The organism is Pseudomonas sp. (genome assembly GCF_028293835.1).
Taxonomy (GTDB): domain Bacteria; phylum Pseudomonadota; class Gammaproteobacteria; order Pseudomonadales; family Pseudomonadaceae; genus Aquipseudomonas.
On record NZ_JAQGNX010000024.1, the window covers coordinates 1 to 9,667 of the forward strand.

General features: G+C 55.6%; 7 protein-coding genes. All 7 read left to right on the forward strand.

All coding sequences use genetic code 11. From position 1 onward, the window contains the following. Positions 1 to 223: methyl-accepting chemotaxis protein (locus tag JWR17_RS03430; RefSeq protein WP_299828326.1), on the forward strand; the 223-nt coding region annotated here is incomplete at its 5' end. 179 nt (positions 224 to 402) lie between these two features. After that, positions 403 to 1,143, forward strand: a complete 741-nt coding sequence (locus JWR17_RS03435) for a gluconate 2-dehydrogenase subunit 3 family protein (RefSeq protein ID WP_299828327.1) — start codon at positions 403 to 405, stop codon at positions 1,141 to 1,143. A gap of 2 nt (positions 1,144 to 1,145) precedes the next feature. Next, complete coding sequence (locus tag JWR17_RS03440) at positions 1,146 to 2,921, forward strand: GMC family oxidoreductase (protein WP_299828330.1); 1,776 nt, start codon at positions 1,146 to 1,148, stop codon at positions 2,919 to 2,921. Between the two features lie 9 nt (positions 2,922 to 2,930). Further along, positions 2,931 to 4,292, forward strand: a complete 1,362-nt coding sequence (locus tag JWR17_RS03445; protein WP_299828332.1) for a cytochrome c — start codon at positions 2,931 to 2,933, stop codon at positions 4,290 to 4,292. 665 nt (positions 4,293 to 4,957) lie between these two features. After that, a complete protein-coding gene (locus tag JWR17_RS03450) occupies positions 4,958 to 7,564 on the forward strand; it encodes an autotransporter outer membrane beta-barrel domain-containing protein (RefSeq protein WP_299828334.1) in 2,607 nt (868 codons plus the stop codon). 117 nt (positions 7,565 to 7,681) lie between these two features. After that, positions 7,682 to 8,248, forward strand: a complete 567-nt coding sequence (locus JWR17_RS03455) for a TetR/AcrR family transcriptional regulator (RefSeq protein ID WP_299828336.1) — start codon at positions 7,682 to 7,684, stop codon at positions 8,246 to 8,248. A gap of 135 nt (positions 8,249 to 8,383) precedes the next feature. Beyond that, positions 8,384 to 9,667, forward strand: a 1,284-nt coding sequence (locus JWR17_RS03460) for a methyl-accepting chemotaxis protein (protein ID WP_299828338.1), incomplete at its 3' end; no start/stop codon positions are given.

The window sequence follows — 9,667 nt, forward strand, 5'->3', positions numbered from 1 at the left end:
GATCTCCGAGTTGATAGGCACCATTAACGCCATGAACGCACAAATCGCCAGCGCCGCCGAAGAGCAGACCTCAGTGGTGGAAGAAATCAACCGCAGCGTGCACCTGATCGCTGACGCAGTTGACACCATGGCCGGTGAAACGAAACAAAGTGCTCTCACCATGCGCGATGTTTCGGCGCTGGGCACGAACCTGAACAACCTGGTGCGCCAGTTCAAAATTTGACCCGTCCAGTTTCCTTTTATATCCGCCCGCCGCTAACGCGGTGGGCGACTTTCGTGATATCGCTTAGCTTGCTATTGAACGGTTGCTGAGCGCTTTTGAACAACGCCGCGTCGCAATCCCGTGGCACACATTAGAAAAAATCGAAATAAATTGTGTTTTGACCTGATGAGAAAATACCCATGATCGATGATGAGACCTCACCGGCCCGCCGTGACTTTCTGCGCAAATCACTGACGTTGATCCCCGTCGTAACCTTGGCCAGCGCAGGCATGTCCACCCAAACATTTGCCCAAACCCCGGCCAGTGATACCCAACCAGCGACCCAGCCCGCTCTGCCGAGCGCGTACAAACCGACCTTCCTTACACCTGAAGAGTGGGCGTTTCTGACGGCGGCTTGTGATCGCCTGATACCCGCGGATGACGTCGGCCCCGGCGCGGTAGAGCTGGGCGTGGTGGAGTTTCTTGATCGTCATCTACAGACTCCCTACGCAAACGGCGCGATCTGGTACATGCAAGGTCCGTTTGTGGAAGCTGCGCCGGAATTTGGTTACCAAGGTCGTCTGAACCTTCGTGATTTGCTGCGGGTCGGGATGAAAGCGACCGATGTTCATTGCAAACAAGCATTCGCCGGTAAGGTATTCGCCGACTTGACACACGCCCAGCAGGAAGACCTGCTCAAAGCCTCCGAAGCTGGAAAGCTCGAACTGGACGGTGTGTCGGCCAAACTGTTCTTCAATAACCTGCTCAGCGAGGTGCGCAACGGCTATTTCGCTGACCCGTCCCACGGCGGCAACAAAAACATGGGCGCGTGGAAAATGATTGGATACCCCGGTATGCGTGCTGACTACATGGACTGGGTGACGGTGCGTGATCGTCCTTACCCGCTGCCTCCGGTCGATTTGGCCGGGCGGAGGGGATGAGCATGGCTACTCCGAAAGCAAAGGTAGATGCGGTTATCGTCGGCATGGGCTGGACCGGCGCCATCATGGCGAAAGAATTGACTGACGCCGGCTTGAACGTCGTGGTCCTGGAGCGCGGTGCCGACCGTGACACGCAACCCGACTTCGCCTACCCGAAGGTGGTCGATGAGCTGGAAGGCTCCGTGCATCGCAAGTATTTGCAAAGCTTGTCGCAAGAAACCGTCACCGTGCGTCACAACTTGCTCTCTAACGCCGTGCCTTACCGGCAGATGGGATCGTTTAAGCCGGGCACCGGCGTCGGCGGTGCCGGCAGTCACTGGTCCGGCTGCCATTTCCGTGCGCTGCCGGAAGATTTCAAACTGCGCAGCAACGTCGAGCAACGCTACGGTCAGAAGTTTATCCCAAGCGACATGAGCATTCAGGATTTCCCCGTGACTTACGAGGACCTGGAACCGCATTTCGATCACTTTGAATACGTGTGCGGCACTTCGGGCAAAGGCGGTGTGATTCAGGGCGTCAAGCAGGCCGGCGGCAACCCGTTTGAAGGGTCTCGTTCCCGTGAATTTCCGTTAGGCCCGAACGCCAATTACCTGGGTGCCGAGATGTTTTATGGCGCAGCCCGAGAAATGGGCTGGGACCCGTACCCGATTCCGGCGTCCAACGCTTCGGCTGCCTACGTCAACCCCTACGGTTGTCAGATGGGTCCGTGTAACGCGTGCGGCTTCTGCAGTGATTACGGCTGCCTGAACTACTCCAAGGCCAGCCCGAACATCAGCATTCTTCCAGTGCTGCGTCAGCGCAAGAACTTCGAGCTGCGCACCCATGCACAAGTGTTGAAGGTCAATCTGGATAGCGATGGCAAGAAAGCAACCGGTGTCACGTACCTGGATGCTCAGGGGCGCGAAGTCGAGCAGCAAGCCGATCTGGTGCTGCTCTGCGCTTTCTCATTATTCAATGTCCACTTGATGTTGTTATCCGGCATTGGCAAGCCGTATGACCCGGTTAGCGGGGAGGGCACTATTGGTCGCAACTATTCGTACCAAAACCTTAATCGCGTGGTGCTGTTTTTCGACAAAAACGTTCAGGCGAACCAGTTCATCGGCATTGGTGGCGCGGGCACCACCATGGACAACTTGAATGGTAATCAGCTGGACAACGCCAAGGCTGGATTTGTCGGTGGTGGGGTTATCTGGGCACGTCAGCCAGGTGCAGGTCCAGTACGCGGGATCAACGTACCACCGGGCACGCCGAATTGGGGTACGCAGTGGAAACGGGCCGCGAGCGATGCGTTCCGGCATTCGTTCTACTTCGAAGTGCAGGGTGCCTGCATGTCCTACCGTCAGCACTATCTGAGCCTGGACCCCACCTATAAGGATGGCTTCGGTCGGCCCTTGCTGCGCATCACCTTCGACTGGCACGAAAACGAAGTCAAGGCGTCGCAATTTCTAGTGGGCAAGGCATTGCAAATGTCGAAATCCCTCAACCCAACCGCGCTGGCGGGTGACGCAAAAAAGGCCGGCGAGCACTACAACATCACCAAGTACCAAAGCACCCACACCTGTGGCGGCGCGACCATGGGCAGCGATCCGAAAACCTCGGCGCTCAATCGTTACCTGCAGTCATGGGACGTGCACAACGTATTCGCCATCGGCGCTAACGCATTCCCGCAGAACAACGGCTACAACCCGACTGGCATGGTTGGCGCGCTGGCGTATTGGTCGGCGAAGGCAATTCGTGAGCAATACCTGAAGAACCCTGGCCCGCTGGTTCAAGCATAAGGAGGCACCATGAAAAAGTTTTTGACTGGGTTAATTTGCCTCGGGTTAGTGGTGTTCGTTGCGCTGTTGACGTTTGCCCTGTGGCCGAGCAAAACCCGTGTCCTGCCTATAGCCTCAACGGCAACAGATGTAGCGCTGATTACAAAAGGGCAGTACCTGGCTGATGCCGGTGACTGCACGGCGTGCCACACGGCCAAGGGCGGAAAACCCTTTGCCGGCGGTCTGCCCATTGCGTCACCGATTGGCACACTCTATACCAGCAACATCACCCCTGATCCAGGTACGGGTATTGGCACTTATTCATTGGACGATTTTGACCGGGCGTTGCGCCACGGCATCGCGGCCAATGGGAATAGCCTGTACCCGGCGATGCCTTATCCAGCGTATGCACGGATTAGCGATGACGATCTACGCGCGTTGTATGCCTATTTCATGCACGGCGTGCAGCCGGTAAATGAAGCTAATAGGGTCAACGATGTGCCATGGCCGCTCTCGATGCGTTGGCCGTTGGCAATCTGGCGCAAGGTATTGGCACCCACGCCGGACAGCGTGGCATTCAAGGCTGATCGTTACAGCTCTGCCCAAGTAGCGCGCGGCGCGTATCTGGTTCAAGGCCTCGGGCACTGCGGCAGTTGCCATACGCCGCGTGCGTTGACCTTGCAGGAAAGAGCACTGGACGAGTCAGGTGCCGAGTACCTGGCCGGTGGCCCGGTGATTGATGGTTGGCTTGCCGTGAACTTGCGCGGTAACCTGGCCGACGGTCTCGGACGCTGGACGGCTGACGACATTATCGGCACCTTGCGCAGCGCTCGTAACACTCACTACGCCGTACTCGGCGGCGCCATGGGCGATGTGGTGGTGCACAGCACGCAACACTTCAATGATGGAGATTTGCAAGCTGTTGCGGCCTACCTGAAAACATTGCCGGCGACTGACCATCAACCATCGTCGTTCAAGGAAGATCCCGCCACTGCGCTGGCATTAGCGGCGGGCAAAGAGGGCAGTCGTGGCGCCGAGTTGTACATTGATAACTGCGCCGCCTGTCACCGCACCAACGGCAAAGGCGATGCGCACGTGTTCCCGACGATCTCGGGTAACTCTTCGGTGCTGTCGCAAGACCCCGTGTCGTTGATTCGCCTGGTACTGGCAGGGAGCAATCTACCGGCCACCCGTACCGCGCCTTCACAATTGGGCATGCCGGCGTTCGCTTGGCGGCTGTCCGATCAGGAAGTTGCGCAAGTGTTGACGTTTATCCGCACCAACTGGGGTAACCAGGCTCCGGCCGTAGAGGCCTCGCAAGTAACCAACATGCGAGCGACACTCGATAAAGAATCACCAGCCGTCTCGAGGACTGAGATAGCCAAGCCGTAAGAAGCGTTGAGAAGCCCCGTATTGCCAGGGCAGGTAGTACGGGGCTTTTTTGTGGGCTTTTTCTGGTATGGCGAATATAGATTGGTTCTACAGCGACCGGAGCAATTAAAAAAACGTAGCTCATTTAAGGGTAGGAAGATTCCTTGAAATGACAGGAAGCATCCTACGTCTTGTGTTGGCTCCCCCCGATAGCGGGACATCACTGTGGGGCGAAACGCCCACGGACAGCGGACAAAATCTGACGGACATGATCGCCAGTACCTCGAATCCAATTCGCCAATCGCTCACCCCTGCGGAATGCAACTAATATCTAACTTCGGCTTTATGCCAAAACTGCATCCGACCACGGAAGCGAAAGCATCATTAATGTGATCAACATGGACGGGGCTTAACCGGACGCCTGTTGTTTGCGACTAATGGCAGGAGAAACAGTGGCGCTACACTCGGAGCGCTGCTACGGTTTTATAGTATTCAAGGACCGGAGTAGCTTTTATAAGCTTCTCTTTATAGCCCGTCGAAGTAAGGGCAGCACTCACATAGGTCATAAGTGTGAGCGTTTGGAAGGGACTGACCCCATGCAGCGCCTTAATGGAGATGTGCATTTTATTGAACCTCATATTCATCAGGTTCACAGGTTCTATGGACCACTAACACTGGTCTGTCTGATGTGTCTTTCAAGTACCGCTACAGCAGATTGCAGCACTGTTGCTGGCTCCGGTAATGACTCATACAGTTGTAGCAGCGGCACCAGCGGCAGTGGACTTACCGCCTTGGCGGGCGCCAATAGTCTGGTCTTTCCATTCGGCGGCAACGGCACCATAAATGGCAATGTTCGTTTCGGCCCAGGTAACGATGTCATTCAAATGGACTCTGGAACGGTTCTGGGGGCGGTTGACCAAGGGGACGGTGCCAACCGGTTCCAGATAAGCGCCGGGACCGTTACCGGTGCGGTGCAACAGGGCAATGGTATCGATAACTTCCAGATGACAGGAGGTGCTATTCAATCGCTGGCCCAAAGCGACGGTTATGACGTTTTCTTGATGACCGGCGGCACTATCGTCGGTGGCTTCGATGACGGTGATATGGCCAAAATGACCGGCGGTACCATCGGCCGGGTCAACATGAAACTTGATGACAACATCTTCGATATGTCCGGCGGCACCATCATCGGCAACCTTGTCACGGGTTTCGGCCAAGATACGATCATCGTCTCCGGCGGCACTATTGGCGGCAATATAAGCGTCAGCGGCGGGGACGACTCTATTACCGTCACGGGTGGCGAGATAGACGGGGAAATACGCGCGAGCAACGGTAATGACAGCTTCATCTGGAGAAACGCAGGGGTTATCAAGTCTGCGGTCTTGATGGGCGATGGTGACGATACAACCTTGATCGGGCATTTGACTGAAAATACGTTGTCCTTGACCCCATCAATCGACGGCGGTCTGGGGAATGATACGCTAACGTTCGACGCTAGTTCGTCCGGAACGGCATCTCGGTATATCGGCTGGGAAACAGTAAAACTCACCAATAACTCACGGTTTAACCTGTCGGGCGATTTTTTCCTCGGCGACAGTTCAACGGGTACAGGTAACTTTAACATCGATAATACCAGCACCCTGCAGGTGACTAACGGTGCCATCAGGCCCTACACCGCAGGGCAACTAACAACGCTGACCAACGCTGGGATTATCGATATGAGCAGTGGCAGTTCCAGTGCGACGGATACGCTGTCGGTCTACGGAAACTATGTCGGCAGCGGTGGCCAATTACTGCTGCAGAGCGTTTTAGGCGCGGACAATTCTGCCAGTGACAAGTTAGTGGTTTCCCAGGGCACCATCAGCGGTAATACCCAATTGGGTGTTTCCAACCTTGGCGGGCAGGGCGGTCTAACGATTCAGAACGGGATTGAAGTGGTGCAGGCGCAGAACGGCGCAACCAGCAGCCCAGACGCCTTCGCCTTGAAAAGCTCGGTCTCTGCTGGCGCTTATCAATACTATTTGTTCAAGGGTGGCGTCACCGCTGGCTCCGAGAATAATTGGTACCTGCGCTCATCCGTCGTCGCCGTCGCCCCTCCAGCTGCGCCGCCCGTGATGGCTCCGGTAATCATCCCCCCGGCAACGCCACCGATCCCGCCAGCCGTGCCGCCAACAGTGGGTGCCGACGAGCCTCCGGTCGAACCGCCGACTTCTCAACCCGTGGCACCTGTTGATCCAGCATTACCAGCGCCTGGCACCACAGCGGCCGAGACCTCGCCGATACCTGCAAGCACCACGCCTGAGCTCCCCGGTACAGTGGCGGGCGAGCAGCCTATTGCGTTGTACAGGCTGGAAGTACCGGTTTATTCAGTGGTCGTGCCAGCAGCGCAAATAATGATGCTCAACGCGCTCGGTACGTTTCATGACCGGCAAGGCGAGCAAAGCCTGTTGACTGAAGCCGGTGTCGCGCCTGCGGGTTGGGGCCGGATTTATAACAATGACTTCCGCAAAAGCTGGTCAGGAACGGTGTCACCCAGCTTCGACGGTTCGCTGGATGGCTTCCAGATTGGCCACGATCTTTTCGCTTCCGAGGTCAGCGAGGGCCGTTATCAGCGCTTCGGTCTATTTGTCGGGCAAACACGGCTTCGTGGCAGCATAAAAGGCTTCGCGGAAGGATTTCAGGGTCGCCAGGCCGGGCGCACGAAATTGGATGGCGATAACGTTGGGGTTTATTGGACCTTGTCTGATCGGTCTGGCTGGTACGTCGATGCGGTTGCCATGGGGACTCACCTGGACGGCAATAGCCACTCTGATCGAGGCGTAAGGCTGGATACGCAAGGTCACGGCGTGACGCTGTCGCTTGAGGGCGGTTATCCGATCAGAATTTCGGGCAACTGGAGCGTCGAGCCGCAAGCGCAGTTGATCAGTCAGCACATCGCGCTGGACGATCAGCACGATGGCATTTCTGACGTCTCGTTTGATTCTCAAAACTATACCACCGGGCGCTTGGGCGCTCGGCTCAAGGGTCACTACCTGGTGAGTAATAAACCGGTAGAGCCGTATTTGCGGGCGAATGTCTGGCAGACGTTTGGAGGTTCCGACACCGTGACGTACAACGGTGCCGACCGGATAAAAACTCAGCACAAATCATCGACTGCCGACCTCGGCGTTGGCGTTGTCGCGCAGCTCTCGTCAAGCGTAGCGCTGTATCTGGGCGCCGATTACAGCACCCACCTCGATACCAACAACCTTGAAGGAGTTACGGGTAACGTTGGGATACGCATGAGTTGGTAAGGCTATGCCATGGAAGGAAATAAATTGTTACCCACGGCCTCTGTTCTACCTTTCACTAGATAGATAAACTCCGCCTATGCGAAATTTCACACCCTCTGTAGTCGGGAGTTCATCACAGTGGCAATCTCAGATACCAAAGAAATTATCATGGGTATCGGCCGCGCCAGGGTACAGGCGCTTGGCTACAACGCTTTAAGCTTCCGCGAGATCGCTAAAGAAGTCGGGATCAAAAGCGCGAGTATTCACCATCATTTCCCAACCAAAGGTGATCTTGGCGCAGCACTCGCCCGGCGTTATACGGAGGACGGGGTTAATTACCTGGAAGGCCTGTTGGCGAAAAGCCAAGACCCGAAGGTATTAATCAAGAGCTATACCGATATCTTCCGCTCGGCATTGGTCAACGACAATCGTATGTGCCTTTGCGGGATCATGGCCGCTGAATATCAGGACCTGCCTGACAATGTGCGAACTGAAGTCAATGCCTTTACTGACGCGAACGTTAAATGGCTTATAACTGTTTTATCGCTTCAGCAAGGACAGTCCGAGGCGCCGAACCTTCGGCAAAAAGCGTTGGCGATATTTTCGGCGGTTGAAGGGGCTCAGTTGGTTTCCCGAGGACGCAATGATATTGCATTATTCGATCGAACGGTTGAGGTCTATAGAGTCGCGGGGCTGATACCGTAGTACCCAATGAGCATCTACCGGTTTCCTGTCTTGTTGGCCCTTGAGCAGGAATTTTCACACGGCACCTGTCCTCGATGTCACTATGCAAACGGCGCACCGTTGCTCGCACTGTTGATAATAAGAAGGTAGTAGCTCATGACGATTCGGGGTTTGAAGATAGGAACTCGTGCAGGGCTTTGTTTTACGGCCGTTATCATATTGATGACGGTCTCAAGTGGCATATCAATGTGGAACATGCGACAGATGCAGGCGCTGACCGTCGACATCGAAGAGAATTCGATGCCCAGCGTCAGGCAAGCAGGCATTATTACCACTTCGCTATTACGAATGCGGCTGGAAACCTTCAAACTGATCACGGCCAATGACACAGAGCGTAAAGATTCCGTGGTCAGTCTTGGCAAGTATCAAGAGGCAATGAAAGCCGACATAGACCGCTACGCAAAGCTTGTTTCTGGTGAGGCTGAAGGTAAAGTTTATCAATCACTGGTCAATGATCTTGGCCCGTATTCGGAGCAACTCAAAATTGTGGTCGACGCAGGCGATGCCCTTTCGTTGACCGAGTTACTCGATTATATAAACATCCACATCATCCCGCTTTCCAAGGAAATGCAGGGGTATGCGGACGAATTGATCAAAATTAACGGGCTAGAGGCAGACCAGTCGAGCATCGAATCCCGGGCGGCCTACGACAGCGGAGTTTCTTACGCCGTCATATTGTTGCTGTGTTCGGTTGTTGCCACGATTGTATTGGCAATCATCTTCACTAAAAGCATTTCAGCGCCGTTGCGGGCATTGGTTGCGGCAAGTAAAGAAATCTCCAACAACGACCTGCGCCGAGACATCCTGGTCGACGGCAAAGACGAAATTACTGACCTGCAGACGGCGACGGCCGCGATGCTCGGCAACCTGCGAAGCACGGTGAAGCTGATAGGCAGTTCCTCTACTCAACTGGCATGCGCGGCGGAACAAATGAGCCAGGTCACTGAGGAATCCAACCGCGGCATTCAACAGCAAAGCCTTGAAACTGACCAGGCCGCCACGGCGGTCAATCAGATGACCGCTGCGGTGGAAGAAGTGGCACGTAATGCTTCGGCAGCTTCGGTCTCCACCCAGGATTCGGAGCGTTCCACCCACCTCGGGCGGGAGCGGGTGGCGAAAACCATTACCTCCATTGAAGGCCTGAACAAAACTGTCAGCGCCACCAGCCAGGAAGTAGAGAAACTGGCGCAGTCCGCCCAAAGTATCAGCAAGGTCCTTGAGGTGATTCGCTCCATCGCCGAGCAAACCAATTTGCTCGCATTGAACGCTGCGATCGAGGCCGCAAGGGCCGGCGAGCAGGGCAGGGGCTTCGCGGTGGTCGCCGATGAGGTTCGGGCATTGGCCCACCGTACCCAGCAGTCAACGCTGGAAATCGAGCAG